Raw genomic sequence first — 17,839 nt, forward strand, 5'->3', positions numbered from 1 at the left:
ATCCCGGAGCGTTTCGACGGGGTGGGCCGGCACTTCCTGGCGGTGGACGTGGATCCGTCGGCGGGGGTGCGAGAGGTGGGGCTGGTGCGGGTGGATTGATCAGCGCCAGCGCCCTTGGGGCCTTGACGGTGGCTGCGGGGCCGACTTTCCGGCCGGTTAGAAGACCCCCTTGAAAGGGCACTGAACATCTGGGCAGATAGGCGGCGTTCAACGACGCCTTGTGAGGAGGCCTGTCCATGTTCGAAACCCCCGAGAACGATTCCATCTCCCCCGCGCTGCGCGCGCTGCTCGAGCTGTTCGCCACGGACCTGGCGGACGTGAAGTTCCCGGACGTGGACACCGCGGTGCTGGGAGAGTCCGCGGCCCACGTGCGTGAGAAGGCGGAAGCAGTGGCCCGAGCGCAGGCGGCGCTGGACGCGGCGAGGCACGCCCTGAACGAGAGCCAGGAGTCGCTGCTCCAGAAGGGTCAGCGCGCGTTGGCGTACGCGAAGGTGTTCGCGGAGGACGATGGAGAGCTGGGAGCGAAGCTGGAGGCCATCCACCTGCCGCGTCCGGTGCGCAAGGCGGGCCAGGCCCAGATGGAGCCGGTGGGCGCTGCGCCGGGCAACGACGACAACGCCCCGCGCCGCCGCGGCCGTCCCCCCAAGCTGCGCCCGGTGGCCAACCTCTTCACGGACGGCAACGGCCCGGACGGCGCCCAGGACGAGGCTGTCGCAACGCTTCAGTCGTAGCCGGTCCCCTGGCCTCCGGCCCGGCGCTCCTGCGAGGGAGTGTCGGGCCGTGTTGTTTTCGGAGGGGTGCTGAACTGGGGCGGAGCCTCGAAGTTGAAGTAAGGAGGCTGGCATGATGCCGAAGCCGGAGGCCCAGGATGCTTGAGCGGTTGGAGATGGAGGGCGTGGGCCCCAGTCCGCGCCTCTCGTTCGAGTTCGCTCCGCGCCTCAACTTGCTGACCGGCGACAACGGTCTGGGCAAGACGTTCGTCCTGGAACTCGCTTGGTGGGCGCTGACGCGGAATTGGGATGATGTTCCTGCGCTGCCAAGACCTGACCGGAACGTCGTACCCAGCGTCCAGGCCGTCATTCAAACGTGGGGGGGCCGCAAAAGCATCAAGCGTGATGTGGTGCTTGTGCCGGGGCAGTCACCATCGACGTTCATGCCTCCCAGGAACGGATTGACCGTCTACGCTCGCGTCGACGGCAGCTTTTCCGTCTGGGATCGGATTCGGAACAATCGAAAGGTCGGCTACTTCAGGGTCCCTGCACAGCCTGCTTTCGATTTCACGCCTGACGAGCTCTGGAACCGCTTGGAACGGGACGGGCGTACGCTCTGTAACGGGCTCATCCAGGACTGGGTGGCGTGGCAGATCAAGGACGCGGAGCCGTTTCACCGCCTGAAGAGGGTCCTGGAAACGCTTTCACCCGGAACTCACGAGCCTCTGATTCCAGGCGAGCCTACGCGTATCAGCATCGATGAGGTCCGGGACATCCCGACCCTTCAGATGCCCTACGGACTGGTTCCCCTCACGCATGTTTCAGCGGCGGTTAAGCGCATCGTAGGACTGGCCTATCTACTGGTCTGGTCGTGGGAGGAACATGTGCGTGCCGCAGAGCTCAGCCGAGAGCCTGTGACGGACCACATCGTGCTGCTTGTCGACGAGTTGGAGTCCCATCTCCATCCCCGCTGGCAGCGACTCATTCTTCCCTCGCTGCTCGAAGTCGTCCGGGCCCTTCGAGAGGACGTGAAGGTTCAGGTGATTGCCGTGACGCATTCACCTCTGGTCCTGGCCTCGGCGGAGCCCGTGTTCGATGAAGCGCAGGATGCGCTCTTCATGTTCGACCTGGTGGACAGGGAAGTGAAGGCCACGAAGGCGGAGTGGCGTCCGCGTGGTGACGCCAATGCGTGGCTCACGTCCGAAGTCTTCGACCTGAAGGAACCGCGCTCCGTGGAGGCCGAGCAGGCCATCACTGCGGCGAAGGCCGCGCTCAAGGACCCGAACCTCCCCATCGAAGAGGTCCGCCGCATCCACAACGAGCTCTACCGGGTGCTCCGGGACACGGACCCGTTCTGGCCCCGGTGGCTTGCGCGCGCGGAGGCCGCGGGCATCGACCCATGATCCACGTCGACCCGCAGCCAGAGCCCGCGGACTTCGATGCCCGGGTTCGTCAGAAGGGGCAGGAGGACCTCCTGGGCACGGACGAACTTCGTCCCCACTGGAGACATTGCAGCCCCCAGCTCTGGAAATCCTATCGGGGCATCTGCGCCTATTCGTGCCTGTACATCCCACGAGGGACTGGAGCCCTCACTGTGGACCATCTGCTGCCCAAGTCGAAGCAGCGTGCGCTGGCCTACGAGTGGAGCAACTACCGGCTGGCATGCAACAGGATGAACGCGCGCAAGAACGCCTTCGAGGACGTGCTCGACCCCTTCGAGGTGCAGGACGGCTGGTTCGCGCTGGAACTCTCCACATTGCAGGTCATCCCTGGCGCAGGGCTATCCGCTTCAATGCAGCAGCGGGTCCAGGACACCATCGACCGGCTGGACCTCAACGACGAAGAGTTTCTCGAGGCCAGGACGAGTTGGTACGACGAGTATCGCCAGGGGGCGTTCAACTTCGACTTCCTGCGAAGGCACTTCCCCTTCCTCGCCAAGGAACTCGTCCGACAGGGACTGGTCCAGCCGCAATAAAGAAGACCGCGTGCCCCCGTACGGCGTTCCGGGAGCACGCGGTCCATGTTCACCGAAGGGCTAGTTCTTCGGGAACGAGGTCCAGCCGGCCAGCCAGTTGGTGGTGCCCACCGCGCCGACGAAGCGCGCGCTGGTGTCGAAGCCCGCGCCCGGCGTGGCCGCGTTGTCCGGGTTCAGCGCCGGAGAGGCCGTCGCCGGGGTGAAGTTCGGGGCGTCCAGGTTCATCGCAGCCGTCAGCTGCGGATCCAGGACCTTGTTGCTCAGGCCCGAGGCCAGCACCTTCTCCGCCTCCACGAACTTGCTCACGTCCGGGTCCGTCACCGCGCCCGACGCGTCCTTCTTCGGGTTCGGCGCGTTCGGGATGGAGACCGTGTCGCCCTTGTTGGACCAGAAGAACGTGTTCTGGATGGAGAGCTCCGGAGTGGCCGCGTTCCACAGCGCCGCGGAGGCCGTGCCGTCCACGTCGACCGCCGTGTCCGCGAAGTTCGCCACGATGACGTTGCGCAGCAGGCCGCCCGCGCCCGTGTTGAACACCAGGCCCTCCTGCGCCGGCGTCGTGCCCGCCGCACGGCCAGAGCCGATGAACGTCGCGTTCCAGATCTCCGGCACCGTGTGCGGCTGCGCGCCGTTGTCGTTCTTGTTGCCGGACGCCTCGATGCCGCGGTTGCCCACGACCGCGTTCTGCTGCACCACCAGGAACTGCACCTTGCCGCGCCAGCCCAGGTCGTAGTCCAGGCCGTCGTCGTCCGGCTGGCTGATGACGATGTGCTTCAGGCCCGCCGTGCCACCGAACATCTCCACGCCGTCGTCGGCGCCCTTGTGCACCTGCACGTAGTCGATGTCCGTCGCGCTGCCGCACGCGCCCGTCGTCAGGCCGTTGAGCTCGTTGTCCTCGGCCAGCTCGTAGCCCGCGAACTCGATGCGCGCGTACTTCAGCTTGCCGCAGTCGTGCGCGTCGTCCTGACCGCCGTACTTGGTACGGGTGTCACCGCTGGTGGCGAAGAAACCCTCGATGGTGTTCTCGCCGCCGGCCACGTTGATCTTCGCCTTGCCCAGCAGCACCACGCCGCCCCAGTCACCGGCCGCGCGCGTGCCCACCGCCTGCGAGCTGGTGAAGACGATGGGCTTCTCCGCCGTGCCCACCGCGTTGATCTTCGCTTCACGCGTGATGACCAGCGCGCTGCCCGTGTCGCCCTTGACGGTGACGCCCGGCTCGATGGTGAGCGTGCCGCTCTCCACGAACACGTAGTCCTTCAGGGTGTACGTCGTGCCGGCCTTCCACGTCGTGTCGCCCTTGATGCTGCCCTTCACGTCCTGCTCGGTGGCCTGCGGATCACCACCGCCGTCCGGGGTGTTGTTGGGCTCGTCGTCGCCGCAGCCAGAGAGCAGCGCGATGCTGGACAGGGTGAGGACGGAGGCAAAGAGGCTCTTCATGTTGGATACGTCCTTTCAGGGGAATGGGAGCAACTACAGGGCCCAGCCGAGCGACGCGGTGAACGCCACGCCGGGCTTGTACGTCTGCACCGTCACGTCCCCCTGGCGGAGGGTGACGGATGCGTTGAGGAGGTTCGCGGCGGTCAGCTTCAGCTGCGTCGCGCCGAGCTTCTGGGTGAGGCTGATGTCCACGCGGTGGAAGGGCCGCTCGTACACATCCGGCAGGCCCTGCACGCCGACCTCGCTGATGCGCTGGCCGTACACGTTGTAGAGCACCGCCACTTCGGTGCCGCTCTCCGGCCGCTCGTAGCCCACGTTCACGTTGACCACGTAGGGGGACTGACCCTGGAGCGGACGGTCCTTGTTCGTCTGCGCGCCCAGTGCGGAGTCACCCAGGTCCACCTGCGACTGGATGAGCGTGAGGTTCGCGCCCACGCGGACCGGACGCAGCGAGGGGCTGAAGCGCGCCAGCGACGTGCGCGCCTCCAGCTCCACGCCGTAGCTGTCCGCGCCCGCGGCGTTCTCGAAGCCCAGGTCGCCCGAGTCCGGGTTGCGGATGACGCGCTCGATGGGGTTCTGGAAGCGCTTGTAGAAGGCGCTCGCGGCCAGCACGTCGTTCTCGCCCACGAACCACTCGGCGCGGAGGTCCACGTTGTGGATGCGCGTCTCCAGCAGGTCGGGGTTGCCGGACACGTTCCGGCGGCGCACGAAGTCGAAGAAGATGAAGGGCGCCAGCTCGCGGAAGGTGGGCCGCGCCAGTGTGTAGCTGTAGCCCGCGCGCAGGTTCACTTCCGGCGACAGCGCGTAGGTCGCGTTGAGCGACGGCAGCACGTCCAGGTAGTTCTGGTCCGCGCCGCCGGAGTCGCTCTCCACGCCGGTGAAGGGGTCCTTGAGCGTCAGCTGCTGGTTTGACGCCTCCAGGCGCACGCCGCCCACCAGGCGCAGCGGATCCACGGGCTTGTAGTCCGCGGACACGTAGCCGGCGTAGACGCCCAGGAAGGCGTTGTAGGCGTCATCCGCGCGCGTCGTCTCACGCACGGTGATGGAGGTGCCCACGTTGTCCGGCGAGAAGAGCTGCTCGGGGGACTGGGTGCGGTCCACCGGCTCCTCGGTGAGCAGGTAGCGGAAGCGGCGCGCGTTGAAGTCGCGGAAGGACACCTGGGTGAGACCGCCCACCTTCAGACGGAAGTCGGAGGTGAAGGGCAGGGTGAGGTTGAGGCTGCCGCCGGTGGACGTCTCGCCCAGCTCCGCGAAGAAGCGCTCGCCGCTGTTGGGCTGGTTGGGGAAGGACAGCTGCGCGTCCGGGTTGTTGAGGGCGGCGCTGTAGAGCGTGTCGCGCGTGTCCGGCTCGTCGCGGTCCACGCGGGAGATGTTGGCCTGCCAGTCCACCTCGGAGTCGCCCAGCAGCCCCAGGCGGTGGAAGCCGCGCAGCTGCGTGAAGGACAGCGCGCGGGTGATGAACTGGAGGCGGGTGCTGGCGTAGGTGTCACCGCGCACGTTGTTGTTGCCGTTGGCGGTGTACGTGCGCGTGTCGGTGCCGCGCGTGTAGAGGCTGAAGAGGGTCAGCTCGTTGTCGCGGTCGAACTGGTAGCCCAGGCTGGCCAGGCCGCTGAGGTTCGCGGTGGAGAAGCCCTGCGTGGTGCGGGCCACGTCCTGGGAGATGAGGCTGCCGGACTCGTCGCGGGCGGCGCGGGCGAAGTCACCCGTCTGCACGCCGTCTCGGTGGCCGTAGTTGACGGTGGCCAGGTAGCCCAGGCGCTGGTTGCCGAAGCGCAGCGTGTCACCCAGGGACGCGCCCAGGCCCATGTTGGGGACGGCGCGCGTGGTGCGGCGCTCCCAGACGTTGGTGAAGCTCTCCCACTGGCCCTCCAGTTGCTGCGCTGACTCGCCGCCCGCGCCCAGGCGGTGGTCGCGGGGGAGCGCGTCCGGCAGGGCGCGGTCGGAGGAGGCGAAGCCCAGCGTCTCGCCGAAGCCGCCCTGTGCCTGCGAGTTGCGCTCGCGGAAGGTGGTGACGGTGTCACCGCCCAGGGTGAGGCGCGGCTTGAACTCGAACTGGGAGGGGTAGGTGTTGGTCTCGATGAGCAGCGTGCCGCCGCCGAAGGTGCCCGGCAGGTCCGACGTGTAGCTCTTCACCACGTTGAGGTTGGCCAGCAGGCTGGTGGGGAACAGGTCCAGCGGCACGCTGGGCTCGTCCGGCTCCGGGCTGGGCAGCAGCGCGCCGTTGAGGAGCGTGGTGGCGTAGCGGCCACCCAGGCCGCGCAGCAGCACGTAGCGACCGTCCACCACCGTGGCGCTGACCACGCGCTTCACGGCGTCACCGGCGCTGGAGTCCGGCGTGCGAGCAATCTCCTGCGCGCTGATGGCGTCGGAGACGGCGGCGGCCTTCTTGCGGTCCTGGAGCAGGGCGCCTTCCGCGCGGCGGTCGGAGCGGGCCTCGACGACGACCTCCTGCACCGCGCCCACGTCCGCGCTGAGCGCGACGTCCAGCTTCGTGGCCTTGCCCTTCGTGACGATGACGCCCGTGATTCGGCGGCCCTGGTACACGTCGTAGAAGGCGCGCAGGTCGTACTTGCCCGGCGGCAGCGCGAGCCGGTAGTTGCCGTCCAGGTCCGTGAGGGCCTGCTTGTCGGCGCCCGTCACGACCTTCACGGTGGCTTCGATGAGGCCTTCACCGTTGGCCTCGTCCGTCAGCCGGCCGTAGATGCCGGTGAAGCCCGGGGGCGGCGCGGCGGACTCGGCCAGGGCCTCATCGCCCATGGAGGCCTCGTCGGAAGCCGTGGCCTCGTCGGAGGTTGCTGCGCCATCCGACGGCGTCTCGGACTGAGCGGCGGCCGGAGCGGAAGGATCCGCGGGCTGCGAGGCCTGCGCGGGAGCGCTTCCCGGCTGCGAGGCCTGCGTGGGCGCGTTTCCCGGCTGCGCGGCCTGCGACGGATCCACGTTGCCCGGCTGCGCGGCCTGCGACGGATCCACGTTGCCAGGCTGCGCGGCCTGCGACGGATCCACGTTGCCCGGCTGCGCGGGAAGCGGGTTCGCGGCGCTGCCAGGCTGCGTGCCCAGGGACGGCGCGGGGCTGGTGGGCAGCGCTCGGTCTGGCTGCGACGGGGCGGAAGGGGCGGGCGTGGTGCCCGGCGGAGGGGGAAGCTCTCCGGCCGGCTGCTGGCCCGGGGAGGCGGAGGGCGAAGGCGCGGCGGGCGCGGAGGACTCCGCGCCGGGCGCCTGCGCGAAGGCAGGCAGGGTGATGAGCACGAGTGACGCCACGCAGGCGCGCACGAAGCTTGTACGAGACAACACGGCTCTCCTTGCCGACAGCGACGCGCACTCAACGCGACGCCCGTGGCATTGGGATGAAGGGTTTGTGACGTCTGTGGCGGTGGCGGGAAAACTCGGCGTCACGAACCGCGCGCGGCTTCACGAGCCGCGCGCGGGGCGCCTGGAGTCAGTCCGCCAGTCGTTCCGGCAGCACGGCGACGGTGATGTTCCCACCCCGCGCCAGGTCCAGCACTTCCATCGCACTTCCGTACGGCACCGCGTCGCTCGCGTCGAAGAAGACAATCTTGTCCGCGCGCGCGTTCAACATGCGCTGCAGGCGGACCACCACCTGGTCGCGCGGAACCTCTTCGTGGTTGATGCGCAGCGTGCCGGCCTTGTCCACCGTGAGCACCACCGGCGGCTTCGCGTCCGGAGGAGGAGGCGTGGTGTCCTCCTTCTTGTCCGGCTTCGCGGGCACGTTCATCCACAGGTTCTTGGTCATCAGCGGCGTGACGACCATGAAGATGATGAGGAGGACGAGCACCACGTCCACCAGGGGCGTCACGTTCATCGTGGGGCGGACGCTGCCGCCCTTGTTGCCACCGACGTCGAAAGCCATGGCGCGTGCCTCCCCTTCAGTTCTTCTTCCGGTCGATGACCTGGAGACTGATGCCCGGGAACCCGATGTCCTGCATCGCCTTGAACACGCCGCGCACCTGCGCGTACGCCACGCCCCGGTCCGCCTTGAGCACCACGGGCGCGTCCGGCTTCGCCTGGTGCAGCGCCTTGAGCTCCACCACCAGCGCGTCCCGGGTCAGCTGCTTGCGGTCCAGGTAGAACGACCCGTTGGACGCCAGGCTCACCGTGGTGGGCTCCAGGTTCTTGTTCTCTGGATCCGGGTTCATCGCCGCGGGCAGCTCCACCGCGGCGCCGGCCTCCAGCTGCGGCGTGACGACCATGAAGATGATCAGGAGGACGAGCACCACGTCCACCAGCGGCGTCACGTTCATCTCCGGCGTGAGGCTGCTCTTACGCGTGGCCGACATCGCCCGCCTCGGTCCGCGTGGAGACGACGTCGGAGCCCGTCGCGTGCGAGCCGCCGTGGGCCGCCACCGCGCGCTTGTCGCCGGACATGTCCTCCAGGTGGTCCATGAACTCGCTGCGGGCCTGCTCCAGGGAGAGCAGCAGCGCGTCCGCGCGGGTGGACAGGAAGTTGAACATCAGCACCGCGGGGATGGCGACCAGCAGGCCCAGCGCCGTGACGACGAGCGCCTCGGCGATACCGGCGGACACCGCGCCCAGGCCACCGGAGCCCTCCTTCGCGATACCGGCGAAGGCCTCGATGATGCCCACCACCGTGCCGAGCAGACCGACGAACGGCGCCACCGAACCCACCGTGGCCAGCACCGACATGCCCCGGCGCACGTCCGCGGTGATGCGCTCGTTGATGCGCACCAGGTCGCGCCGCGTGAGCTCCACCGGGCCCAGCTTCCCGGCGGGAGCGCGGGACCTGGCGAGGAACGTCTTCATGCCACCGCCCAGCATCATCGCCAGGTGGCTGCTCTTGCTGCCGTCCGCTTCCTTCACCAGCGCGTCGTGCTGCTGCTGCGCGAGCAGCGGACCGGCGCGGCCCGCGAACTGGCGGGACGCGGCGCGCGAGCGGAAGAAGACGAACAGGCGCTCGAAGAACACCGCCAGCGACGCGACCGCGAAGGCGATCAGCGTCCAGGCGATGCCCAGGGCGAAGACGCCCATGTGCGCGTAGATTTCCTTGAGATTGAAGTTCATGGCTGTGGCTTTCCGAAGGGGGAGGAAGGCGTCAGGACTTGAGGCGGAACGGGACCTTGAAGATGCGGAAGACGGCGGTCGGCTGACCGGACACGACGGCGGGCTTGAAGCGCCACGTGCGCGCGGCGGCCAGCGCGGCGCTGGCGAAGGGCTCATCGCCGCGCATCACCTTGAGGCCGGTGACGCGGCCGTCGACCTCGACGACGCCCTTGAGGATGACCATCCCCTCCAGCCCCTTGGAGCGGGCGTCGGCGGGGTACTCGGGGATGAGGTTCGAGGCCAGCGGCTCCGGCGGCGTCCCCGCCTCCGGGAGGTTGATGGGCTGCGCGCGGCCACCACCGATGGCCATGCCCTCGCCGCTGCCGGTGCCACCCACCACACCGCCAGGGACGAGCGTGCCCGTGCCACCGACGGCCATGGGCGCCGCTGCGACGACCTCCTTCTCAGCCTCGGGCGGCTTGTCGAGCGGCACCGCGTCCGGGGCCTTCAGCGGCGCGGGAGCGACGGTGGGCATCGCCGCGGGCGGAGGAGCGGCCTTGGCGACAGGCGGCGCGGCGCGAGGAGGAGGCTTCGCGACGGGCGGAGGCGGGGGCGGCTTTACCTCCACGACGGGCGGAGGCGGAGGCGGACGGAAGACGACGTCCACCTTCTTCTCCTTGATGACTTCCTTCACCGTGTTGGCCGCGGTCATCGCCGCCACGGCGATGAGTCCGAAGACGGCGACCGACGCGGTGGTGGAGAGCGCGAACCGCCGGGCGGCGGGGGCGCTGGAAGCGCTGTCGAACGTTTCGAACATGACGGGGACGCATATAGCGACACCGTGTGTCACGAAGGTTCAGGCTCCGTGACACTTTGCCCCCGGCCTTGTTTCGATTGGGTCACGAACCGCGAGCGTTCAAAAATCCGCGCGGCAGGTGAGTCACGGTCTTGTCGGAAATCACCGCCGTGGGCGTTCCGTGACGCCGCGTCTGCCACAACAGCGCGATCAGTAGCGCGGAGTACGCCACCGCGAACGGCCGGAAGAGCAACACGTGCCGGGCCCACTCCGCGCCCAACACCGTGTCGGAAACGACCATGCCGATGAGGGCCACTCCGGCCACGCACGCCTGCCCCAGGCGTGAGCGTCCCTCCAGCGCCGCGCGGATCACCGGCCACGCGAGCAGGTAGTTCGCGCGCCACGCCAACGGTGACAAAAGCGTTACGCCCAGGCAGCAGAACGCGAGCAGCTCCACCGGACCGGGCCGCGCCCACACGAGCGCGCCGATGAACAGCCCCATCGCCACGACCTGCGCCGCGGTCATCGCACCCGCGGGAGGCAGCGACTCCGGGGGCAGCACCAGTGACAGCAGCAGCGTGGGCAGGCCCTGTGGGTTGTGGCCCAGCGCCCACGGCGGCGTGGTGCGCGCCAGGATCTCCGTCCAGTCACGCATCTGTGACAGCGTGCCCGTCCAGCCGTAGCGGCCCAGCGTGGGCAGCACCAGCAGGACGCCGAAGAGGGCGGTGGTCCCCACCACGCGCCAGTGACGGCGCGCCAGGAAGAACAACCCCAGCAGCGCGGCCGGAGGCTTGAGCAGGCACGCCACGGCGAAGGCCGCGCCGGGGCCCCACGTGCGGCCCCGCTCGGCACCCACGGCCGCGAGCACCAGCAGCCACAGCAGCACGACGTCCACCTGGCCGTAGAAGATTTCGAAGGAGAACGCGGGCAGCAGCGCGGCGGTGGCGAGCACCGGAGCCCACGGCCACGGCGTCGCCTCTCCATCCCTGGGCACCGCGCGACGCGTGAGCACGGACACGGCGCCGAGCGCGAGCACGGAGCCCAGGTTCCACAGCGCCACGGCCGCGCGCGGCGGCACGGCGGTGAAGGGCAGGAACAGGGGCGCGGTGACGGGCGCGTACTTGAACGGCATGGTGCCGTCCTCGGCGCGGTAGAGGTCCGTGCCCTCGCGGAAGCGCTCCGCGGCGGTGAGGTAGACGCGGAAGTCCGCGCCGCGCCGGGGATGCTGCCCCACCGCCACGGCCGCCACGGCGAGCACCAGCAACAACGCCCACTCCACCTTCAGGGACGCGCGTTTGCGGGCGGGCTCAGCGGTGCTCATTCACGGACCGGGACACGGAGGGGCGCGCACCATTCCACGCGGGGGCGCCCCGCCGCAATCACAGGCCGTAGGCTTCCAGCAGCCGCAGCCACACCTCGCTCACGGTGGGGTACGACGGCACCGCGTGCCAGAGCGTGTCCAGCGGCACCTCGCCCGCGACGGCGATGGTGGCCGCGTGGATCATCTCGCCCACGCCCGGCCCGGTGAACGTGGCGCCCACGATGACCCGGCGCTGCTCGTCCACCACCAGCTTGGCCGTGCCCTTGAGGTCCTTGCCCATGACGGACGCACCGGCCACGTCGCCCAGCTCGTACTGCACGGTCTTCACCGGCACGCCTGCCTTGCGCGCCTGGTCCTCGGTGAGGCCCACGCTGCCCACCTGCGGGTGCGTGAAGATGACCTGAGGCGTGGCCTTCGCGTCCGCCCACGCCTTCGCGGGCTTGCCCAGCAGGACGTCGCCCAACAGCCGCGCCTGGTACTTGCCCATGTGCGTGAGCATGTTGCGGCCGTTCGCGTCGCCGCACGCGTACAGCCAGCCGCCGTCCACACCCGTGGCGCGGAGCTGATCATCTACCTCGATGGTCGCGCCGGGCTTGAGCCCCACCGTGTCCAGACCCATGTCGTCCGTGCGCGCGGTGCGGCCCATGGCGACGAGCAGCGCGTCCGCGCGCAGCGTGTCCCCGCCGGTCAGCGTGATGGTGTATTCGCCCTGGGCTCCGGAGCGCTGCACCTTGGTGGCCTGCGTCTCCAGCAACACGCGCACGCCGGAGTCGCGCAGCGCCTCGGCCACCTGCTCGCTGACGAAGGGTTCAAAGCGCTTGAGCACGCGGGGCCCGCGCTGCACCAGCGTCACCTCCGAGCCCAGCTCGCGCCACGCCTGCGCCAGCTCCACCGCCTCCACGCCGCCGCCCAGCACCACCAGCCGGCCCGGCACGGCCTTGGCGCCGGTGCCCTCGCGGTTGTCCCACGGCCTGGAGTCCTTGAGGCCCGCGATGTCCGGCAGGCGCGGCGTGCTGCCCGTGGCGATGACGACGGCCTGCTTCGCCTCCAGCTCGCGCACCTTGCCTTCCTTGCCCGTGACGGCCACCTTGCGCGGGCCCGTGAGCCGGCCCTTGCCTCGCATCACGGTGAGCTTCGCGCCCTCCGCCCACTTCACCTGGGACCTGTCGTCGTAGCCGGACACCATCTGGTCGCGGTGCTTGAGCACGGCGTCCGCCTTGAGCGGGCCCTGGATGAGCTCGCGCACGCCGGGCGTGTGCTTCGCCAGCCACAGCGTCTCGCCGGGGTGCAAGAGCGCCTTGCTGGGCATGCAGGCCCAGTAGGAGCACTCGCCGCCCAGGAGCTCGTGCTCCACCAGCGCGACCTTCAATCCCCCCGCCGCCGCGCGCGCGCCCGCGTTCTCGCCCGCGGGACCCGCTCCAATCACCACCACGTCGAAAGTCTCGGCCATGACCCCTCCCGCCCCCTGCTTGCCCCGGGACGGCCGTCCCGCCAATCCGACTGGCGCCGCGCGTCGGATGGTGGATGGAGCGGCTGGTCACCAGAGGACAGCACCGCCTTTCGTCAGGACCTGGAAGGCCCCCGCGTCAGGGGGCGGACGGATGCGTGTGTTCCCCGCGTCCGGTGGATGGTCCGCGCGTCGGGTGCGCGGCGGGAGGTGTGCCATGGGACGTGTCGCCAAGGTGGTCTCGGTCCGCTCCGCGGGGTCGCGCTTCTAGCGTCACCGGCGGCGTCCAGCGCCCGTCCGAAGGCAGCGCCCTGGTGCGCGCTGTCACGGCCGTGGAGGACGCCTCCGACGTGAGGTCCAGACGGCGTGTCCGCGCGGTGTCGTTCGCGTGCACACCCCGGCCGTGCTCCGGCACGGCCCGCAGGAATCCGTCTTCGTTCATGTCCTCTTCCAAGCATCGCCGTACCCGCACGTCCCTCCGGCGCTCGGGCTCCTCGCTGTTCCATTCCGAAGCTCCGTCCGCGCGTCACCTGCGCGTCCAGTCCACCCTCTCCGAGGACGTCTCGCTGCTCTTCCGGAGCGAGCTGTCCGACCCCATGCTCGAAGGCGTCGCGCTGACGTCGTGCGAGCTGTCCCCCGAAGGCCGCACCGTGCGCATCGGCTACTCGCTGCCGCACGACGCGAACCCCGCCACCGTGAAGGAGGCCCTCGCCCGAGCGGAGGGCTTCCTGCGCTCGCGGCTCGCGCAGCACCTGAACCTCAAGCGCACCCCGCACCTGCGCTTCGTCCTCGTGGGCACCGCCCCACGCACCGAAGCCGAGGACGGGGGTGACGCATGATGCCCCGCGTCCTCGAAGTCCCACCGGGCGCGGTGCCCCTCCTCGCCTGGGCGCGCACGGTGCCCCCGGCGGCCTTGAAGCAGCTCCAGCAACTCGCCGCGCAGCCCTACGTCACGGAGCACGTGGCGGTGATGCCGGACGTGCACCTCGCGTCGGGCGTGGCGGTGGGCACCGTCTTCGCCACGGAAGCCCACGTCGTCCCCGGCGCACTGGGCAACGACCTGGGCTGCGGCGTGAGCGCGCACCGCTTCGCCTTCCCCGCCGCGTCACTCTCGCGAGCGGACCTGGAGCGGCTCCTGTCCCAGCTCGCCCGGGTCATCCCGGTGGGGGACGCGGTGCACCGGGGGCGAGGCCTGTCCCTGCCGCCGGGGCTCGAAGCTCCTCCGCTGTCCACCCAGAAGCTCGCGCATGCCTGGGAGCGACTGGCGCCGCGTCACCTGGGCACGCTCGGCGGAGGCAACCACTTCCTGGAGCTGGACCGCGACGGGGCAGGGGACCTCTGGCTGCTCATCCACTCCGGTTCGCGGGGCGTGGGGGGCGCCGTGGGGGAACACCACCAGCGCGTGGCCCAGGTGCTGGGACAGGGCACGCCGCCCGCGCTCGACACCCGCACCGAAGCGGGCCGGGCCTGCGTGAATGACCTGGACCTGGCGTGCCGCTTCGCCCGAGCGAACCGGGACCAGCTCGCCGCCCGGGCCCTGGCGGTGCTGGCGGACGTGCTGGGCGTGGCCCCGGACCCGGACAGCACCGTGGACGTGCACCACAACCACGTCGCCTCCGAGACGCACTTCGGCCGCGCACTCTGGGTCCACCGCAAGGGCGCGGTGGGGCTGGATGCCGGAGCCCGGGGGCTCATCCCCGGCTCCATGGGCACGGCCTCCTACGTCGTCGAAGGGCAGGGGGAGCCCCGCGCCTTCCGCTCCTGCTCCCACGGCGCGGGCCGCGTGCTCACCCGCACGGAGGCCCGGGCTCGCATCCGCCCGGGCGCCCTGGTCCACGCCCTGCGCCGCGTGGTGTTCGACCCGGGCCGGACCCGCGCCCTGGTGGAGGAGGCCCCCGCCGCCTACCGGGACCTCACCGAGGTGCTGGAGGACGAGGCGGAACTCGTGACGCCCCGCGTCCGGCTCACGCCCCTGGCCGTGCTGAAGGGCTGAAGAGGGGCCTCGGCTGTCGGGTGGATGACAGCCCGTCCCCCCGGCAGCCTCCCAGGTGGCGTCCCGGGGGAGTGATCCACCCCCGCACTCCATGGACTGAAGGGGTCAGCGTCAGAGTGGGTTCCCGCGCCCGTCAAAGTGCCGTAGTATCGGCCCACGAGTACGCGTGCGAACCTGCTGGGGCGTCGTCTAATGGCAGGACGTCAGACTTTGACTCTGATTATCAAGGTTCGAATCCTTGCGCCCCAGCCACTCCGCTCCGGGGGGACGCGGTCAACGTCGTCCGTCCGGAGGTAGAAGGCGGTGGGCTGATGCCGCAGAAGACGCTCCTGCTGGTCACCGTGGGCAGTCCACCGTCCGCGATCGTGAACGCCTTGCAGGAACCGCTGACGACCCATCTGGGCGTCAGCTCGGTCGTGAGCCGGATGGCGCTGTCCTCCCCGGCCTATGCCTTCAACAAGGACCGCGGCCAGTACCACTGCAACGCCATCATGCGCCGGTTGGGTACGGTGCTGGATGAAGCGCCGCAGGAGCTGGTGATGGGCGTGACGGACGCGGACCTCTTCGAACCGGACTCGCCCTTCGTCTTCGGGCAGGCGGACCGGGAGTCCAAGGTCGCGGTGATGAGCCTGTACCGGCTGCGCCAGGGCGCGGAGGGCGAAACGCTGCGCCGCCGCGTGCAGGTGGAGGCGGTGCACCAGGCCGGGCACCTCATCGGCCTGTCGTACTGCGAGGACTCACGCTGCGTGATGTTCCTCCCGCAGTCCCCGCAGGACATCGACCGCAAGTCGCTGGGCCCCTGCAACGTCTGCCGCAACGAACTGAACCGTCTCAACCGCTGAAGGCGCGTGCGCGCTCCCGGACACGGGGGCGCGTGAATGCCTCCGTGTGCGTTGACGTCTTGTCCGGCGCGCCCTGTAGTGTTCGGGCGCGAAGCGCGCGTGTGACAGGGCCGGCACGGCGGGAGAGACAGCGATGATGGGCATGCGGCGGTTGCTCGGCGGTGTGGTGGCGGTGGGGTTGTTGGGGGCGTGTGAGCCCACGGACTTTGGCGGTGGCGGCACCACGGGTGACGTCCTCTTCGACCGGGGCTTCGCCTTCGTGCGCGGCGACCGGAACATCTACGTGGTGGACGACGACGGCGACCCCAACAGTCCGCAGCGGCTGACGACGGCCGGCGGCGCGTACACGCCCTCCATCTCCAAGAACGGCAACAGCATCGTGTTCGTGCAGCGCTCTGGAAGCACGTACTCGCTCCAGACGGTGCCCACCACGGGCGGGCCGGTGGCCACGCTGCTGAGCACCAACGACGCGGCGTGCGGCAGCTGCACTGGCTTCCGCGGGCCCACGTTCAGCCCGGATGGCCGCTTCATCGTCTTCGCGTTCGAGCGGACGTCGGGGGCGCTGAGCTCGCTGGCGCGCATCGCGGTGGATGGCAGCGGCTTCGTGGAGCTGACGCCCAACGCGGGCATCGCCTTCGGGTCGCCGTCCTTCTTCCCCAGCGGCAACACGGTGGTGGCGCCCGCGGGCAGCAGTGCCTCCTTCTACAACCAGCTCGCGTTCGTGCCGGCCGGCGGTGGCAGCGCCAACTTCGTGGCGCTGGGCAACGAGGTGCTGGCCATCGCGAACCGCGCGGTGGTTTCCCCGGACGGGCGGCAGGTGGCGCTGGACGGGCGGCTGTCCAACGGCAGCACGCGCATCTTCGTGGGCAACGCGACGGCCAACGGCATCAGCGGCTCCGTGCGGCGGCTGACGGACTACACGGCGAGCACCGTGGAGGAGAGCTTCCCCAGCTGGACGAGCAGCACGGAGCTGGGCTTCCTCTTCAACGACTCCGGCGGTGACCCGAGCATCTACCGCGCCCCGGTGTCTTCCGTGGCCAGCTCCGTGACGCTCGCGGTGCCCGCCGCGGGCGAGCCCTTCTACGGGCCCAACTAAACCGCGCCCTGGGGCCGCGCGGTCCGGGACCCTTCAGCGCGCGTTCATCCACGTGATGAAGGCCAGGGTCAAGAGGACCGCGAGGCCGAAGATCCCGGTCAGGAGGTTGAGGCGCCCGCTCTCCACGTCCGCGCGCTGGTGCCTGTGGGGGGCGTCCGGCAGGTAGAGGAACTCCAGGGGGTCGCCCTCGGACACGGGCTGGGACGGCAACACGTGCCGGTGGATCTTGTACTTGCCGTGGATCTCCGAACCGTCTGGCAGGCGGAAGACGTACTCCACGAACACGTGGTTCACGTTCAACCAGCTCTCGCGGATGCGGACCACCTTGCCCCGGGCGGGCCGTCCGCGCTCCCGCAGCGCCAGGGTGAGCCGGTGCTGGCGCACCAGCATCACTGTCAGCGCCAGGGGCGCCCCCACGAAGAACACCATGAGCAGGATCGCATTGATGCGGAGCATGGATGCCTCAGGATGACGGGGGCGCGGACTCGAAGGCAACGCGGAGGGATTGGCCCTTCCCCCGTCATTGCAAGACGTGCCGTGGTGCTCCGCGCCGTCCTGCAGGGAGAAGACGGACGCCACGGTCCAGGACGAAGCGCGCCAGGGCCACCCTCTGGATGAGGGGGTTCACGGGGAGGGGGCTTCCCGTGCCACATCCTGCCGCTGCTGCTCCTGTACGGCATTCCGCGGAGGCTCGCCGGTCTGGCGCAAGCCCTGCGAGGTGACGGGCTCCAGCGGGGCTCGCGCGTGGCCCTGCGTGGGGTGGGGCATCATCATCTGGTACACGATGTACCCGCCCACGACCATGACGAGCACCAGGACGACCATCGTGGCCACGAGCGTGAGCAGCCCGACTTCCGCCCCTGCGCGTTGATGCTGGCGGGGGTCGTCCGGGAGGTAGGTGACTTCGAGTGGGTCCCCCACCGAGGGATGCGAGCGCAGGGGGCGCCTGCTCAGGCGGAGCGCCTCGTGGTGCTCCGAACCGTCCGGCAGATGGAAGACGTACTCCATGACCACGGAGTTCGACAGGAAGTCCGTGCGCAGGTTGACGACCTCGCCCGGAGCGCGCAGTCCCCGCGCTCGCAGCTCCCGGGTGAGCCGGTGCTGGCGCAGCACCCTCACCATGGTGAACAGGCAGGCCCCCGGGAGGATGGCCCAGATCAGGAACCCGAAGATGAAGGTCATGAATCCTTCAGGATGGGGGAGGGAGGG

General features: G+C 69.8%; 17 protein-coding genes and 1 tRNA gene. 8 read left to right on the plus strand and 10 right to left on the minus strand.

Going from position 1 to position 17,839, the window contains the following annotated elements; translation table 11 throughout:
* Nucleotides 1–236 precede the first annotated feature (236 nt).
* From D7Y11_RS34180 to D7Y11_RS34190, 3 genes are all read left to right on the plus strand, one after another.
* Nucleotides 237–731 (plus strand): hypothetical protein, encoded by a 495-nt coding sequence (locus D7Y11_RS34180; protein ID WP_121761068.1) that lies wholly within the window; start codon nucleotides 237–239, stop codon nucleotides 729–731.
* Nucleotides 732–868: 137 nt separating this feature from the next.
* Complete coding sequence (locus tag D7Y11_RS34185; protein ID WP_126935777.1) at nucleotides 869–2,113, plus strand: AAA family ATPase; 1,245 nt, start codon at nucleotides 869–871, stop codon at nucleotides 2,111–2,113.
* The gene (locus D7Y11_RS34190; protein WP_126935778.1) at nucleotides 2,110–2,685 is read left to right on the plus strand and encodes an HNH endonuclease; all 576 of its coding nucleotides are present in this window, start codon (nucleotides 2,110–2,112) and stop codon (nucleotides 2,683–2,685) included. The genes D7Y11_RS34185 and D7Y11_RS34190 overlap by 4 nt, the downstream gene beginning before the upstream one ends.
* Before the next feature lie 60 nt (nucleotides 2,686–2,745).
* Here the strand turns inward: D7Y11_RS34190 and D7Y11_RS34195 are convergent, their stop codons facing one another.
* From D7Y11_RS34195 to D7Y11_RS34230, 8 genes are all read right to left on the minus strand, one after another.
* On the minus strand, nucleotides 2,746–4,119 hold the full coding sequence (locus tag D7Y11_RS34195) for a hypothetical protein (RefSeq protein WP_126935779.1): 1,374 nt from the start codon (nucleotides 4,117–4,119) through the stop codon (nucleotides 2,746–2,748).
* Between the two features lie 33 nt (nucleotides 4,120–4,152).
* Nucleotides 4,153–7,410 (minus strand): TonB-dependent receptor, encoded by a 3,258-nt coding sequence (locus tag D7Y11_RS34200; protein ID WP_126935780.1) that lies wholly within the window; start codon nucleotides 7,408–7,410, stop codon nucleotides 4,153–4,155.
* Between the two features lie 145 nt (nucleotides 7,411–7,555).
* Nucleotides 7,556–7,987 (minus strand): biopolymer transporter ExbD, encoded by a 432-nt coding sequence (locus tag D7Y11_RS34205; RefSeq protein WP_126935781.1) that lies wholly within the window; start codon nucleotides 7,985–7,987, stop codon nucleotides 7,556–7,558.
* 16 nt (nucleotides 7,988–8,003) lie between these two features.
* Nucleotides 8,004–8,414 carry a biopolymer transporter ExbD gene (locus D7Y11_RS34210; protein WP_120599766.1) on the minus strand — a complete coding sequence of 137 codons (411 nt, stop codon included), beginning with the start codon at nucleotides 8,412–8,414 and terminating at the stop codon, nucleotides 8,004–8,006.
* Entirely contained in the window at nucleotides 8,398–9,156 is a 759-nt protein-coding gene (locus D7Y11_RS34215; RefSeq protein WP_120599767.1) for a MotA/TolQ/ExbB proton channel family protein, read from the minus strand. The genes D7Y11_RS34210 and D7Y11_RS34215 overlap by 17 nt, the downstream gene beginning before the upstream one ends.
* 31 nt (nucleotides 9,157–9,187) lie before the next feature.
* Nucleotides 9,188–9,952, minus strand: a complete 765-nt coding sequence (locus tag D7Y11_RS34220) for an energy transducer TonB (protein ID WP_126935782.1) — start codon at nucleotides 9,950–9,952, stop codon at nucleotides 9,188–9,190.
* A gap of 82 nt (nucleotides 9,953–10,034) precedes the next feature.
* Complete coding sequence (locus tag D7Y11_RS34225; protein ID WP_233607472.1) at nucleotides 10,035–11,252, minus strand: glycosyltransferase family 87 protein; 1,218 nt, start codon at nucleotides 11,250–11,252, stop codon at nucleotides 10,035–10,037.
* A 58-nt stretch (nucleotides 11,253–11,310) separates the two neighbouring features.
* On the minus strand, nucleotides 11,311–12,702 hold the full coding sequence (locus D7Y11_RS34230; RefSeq protein WP_126935783.1) for an NAD(P)/FAD-dependent oxidoreductase: 1,392 nt from the start codon (nucleotides 12,700–12,702) through the stop codon (nucleotides 11,311–11,313).
* Between the two features lie 437 nt (nucleotides 12,703–13,139).
* Here D7Y11_RS34230 and D7Y11_RS34235 point away from each other — a divergent pair, with 437 nt between their 5' ends.
* The 5 genes from D7Y11_RS34235 (at nucleotide 13,140) to D7Y11_RS34255 (ending at nucleotide 16,630) form a co-directional block, all read left to right on the plus strand.
* Nucleotides 13,140–13,538 carry a ribosome-binding factor A gene (locus D7Y11_RS34235; RefSeq protein WP_199753865.1) on the plus strand — a complete coding sequence of 133 codons (399 nt, stop codon included), beginning with the start codon at nucleotides 13,140–13,142 and terminating at the stop codon, nucleotides 13,536–13,538.
* The gene (locus D7Y11_RS34240; RefSeq protein WP_126935784.1) at nucleotides 13,535–14,692 is read left to right on the plus strand and encodes an RtcB family protein; all 1,158 of its coding nucleotides are present in this window, start codon (nucleotides 13,535–13,537) and stop codon (nucleotides 14,690–14,692) included. Before D7Y11_RS34235 ends, D7Y11_RS34240 begins: the two co-directional genes overlap by 4 nt.
* 178 nt (nucleotides 14,693–14,870) lie before the next feature.
* Nucleotides 14,871–14,944 (plus strand) — tRNA-Gln (locus tag D7Y11_RS34245).
* Between the two features lie 59 nt (nucleotides 14,945–15,003).
* Nucleotides 15,004–15,534, plus strand: coding sequence for a non-proteolytic archaemetzincin-like protein (locus tag D7Y11_RS34250; protein ID WP_126935785.1), 531 nt, complete (start codon nucleotides 15,004–15,006; stop codon nucleotides 15,532–15,534).
* 133 nt (nucleotides 15,535–15,667) lie between these two features.
* Nucleotides 15,668–16,630 carry a PD40 domain-containing protein gene (locus tag D7Y11_RS34255; RefSeq protein WP_126935786.1) on the plus strand — a complete coding sequence of 321 codons (963 nt, stop codon included), beginning with the start codon at nucleotides 15,668–15,670 and terminating at the stop codon, nucleotides 16,628–16,630.
* A 33-nt stretch (nucleotides 16,631–16,663) separates the two neighbouring features.
* Here the strand turns inward: D7Y11_RS34255 and D7Y11_RS34260 are convergent, their stop codons facing one another.
* On the minus strand, nucleotides 16,664–17,086 hold the full coding sequence (locus D7Y11_RS34260; RefSeq protein WP_126935787.1) for a DUF3592 domain-containing protein: 423 nt from the start codon (nucleotides 17,084–17,086) through the stop codon (nucleotides 16,664–16,666).
* Between the two features lie 168 nt (nucleotides 17,087–17,254).
* A partial coding sequence (locus tag D7Y11_RS34265; RefSeq protein ID WP_233607473.1) for a DUF3592 domain-containing protein occupies nucleotides 17,255–17,839 on the minus strand: 585 nt, incomplete at its 5' end.

The organism is Corallococcus sp. AB018, from assembly GCF_003986945.1.
GTDB classification, from domain to species: domain Bacteria; phylum Myxococcota; class Myxococcia; order Myxococcales; family Myxococcaceae; genus Corallococcus; species Corallococcus exiguus.